The sequence below is a fragment of the Streptomyces sp. SID3212 genome (genome assembly GCF_009865405.1).
GTDB lineage: Bacteria > Actinomycetota > Actinomycetes > Streptomycetales > Streptomycetaceae > Streptomyces.
The window spans coordinates 1-1,275 of the sequence record NZ_WWJY01001221.1 but is presented as its reverse complement, the minus strand read 5'-3'; the positions used below and the strand labels follow the sequence as shown (position 1 = coordinate 1,275).

The window sequence follows — 1,275 nt, the reverse complement described above, 5'->3', positions numbered from 1 at the left end:
CGTCGCCCGGGGCGCCGGGGGCGCACGCGAGGACCGTGACGCTGGTGAAGCCGGCCGCCGCCAGGCCGGGGCCGAGGAGCCGGCCCACCCTCTCGCTGTCGGCGCCGACGGGCAGGTCGTCCTGGCCGACGACGGCGTAGCCGCCGTCCTTGCCGTGGGACGCCCAGAAGAACGTGCCCGTACGGCCCGTGGCGGGCAGCGGGCGGCGGCGGGCCACCCGTTCCCCGCCGGGGCCACGGCTCCACTCCGTGTACGTGGTGGCCGCAGGCAGCCGGCCGTACGAACGCTCACGCAACGACCAGTCGTGCCGCGAGAACGACGCCTTGCCGACCGTCCGCCCGTCCGCGCGGATCTCCTGGACCACCGTCCGGTCCAAGGGCAGGGACGGGGACAGGGACGGAGACGTGGAGGGGGAAGGGGACTGGGACCGGGCGGTCTCGTGCCCCTCCCAAGGCGCGTTCCAGTAGTCAGGATCCGGGTAGTCCGGGGCCTCGGAGGCCCCGGCCCCGGAGGCCGTCGGAGGGGCGGCGAGGGCCTGGCGGGTGGCGGCGGTCTCGGCCAGCAGGACGCGTTCGTAGCGGCGCCCCGTCTCCGGATGCGTACGGAAGGAGCGGCGAAGCACCGTGAAGTCGGCCGGTGCGGGGTAGACCACCGGCTCGTCGCCCGGGTCCCCGGCGAAGACCGAGACGTCGCGGCCCGAGGAGCGTTCCACCCCGAAGATCACCGGGTGCCTGCCCGCCGGCGCGTTGCCGCCGGACGCCAGCAGGTCCAGCGCGGTCGCCTCCGTACGCCGCGCCACATGGAACGCGGAGACGGAGACCCCGTCCAGCGGACCGGGCGGCTCCATGCCGTCAGGGTCGGGCGGTTCCATGCCGTCACGGTCGGGCGGTTCCGAGCCGTCAGGACCGGACGACTCCATCCCCTCAGGACCGGACGCGTCCACGTCGTCAGAACCGGCCGCCAGATCCCCCGGCAGCCAACCCGCCCACCACACCGGAGCGTTCACCGCCGGCAGCCGGTCCAGCGCCTCGGACCCGAACGCGCTGTGCTGCGACACCTCCGCCCGGATACGGGGCGCCAGTTCGCCGATCCGCCGCCCCATCGCGGTGAGCAGCGCCGCCAGCCGCTCCCCCCGGTCGGGAGCGGTCTCCGCGATCGCCTCGGCCCGCGCGGCGAGGCCGCGGAAGCCGGGGTCGTTCATCAGCAGGACGGGGAAGGCGGAGCCGCCGCCGCGGAGTTCGCCGGCGACGAGGGACCCGGCCCGCCCCACGGGGT

Annotated in this window: 1 protein-coding gene; it reads right to left on the bottom strand. The window is 76.0% G+C overall.

Annotated elements, in window-relative coordinates; all coding sequences use genetic code 11:
• A partial coding sequence (locus GT042_RS38515) for a hypothetical protein (protein WP_202534745.1) occupies positions 1–1,275 on the bottom strand: 1,275 nt, incomplete at both ends.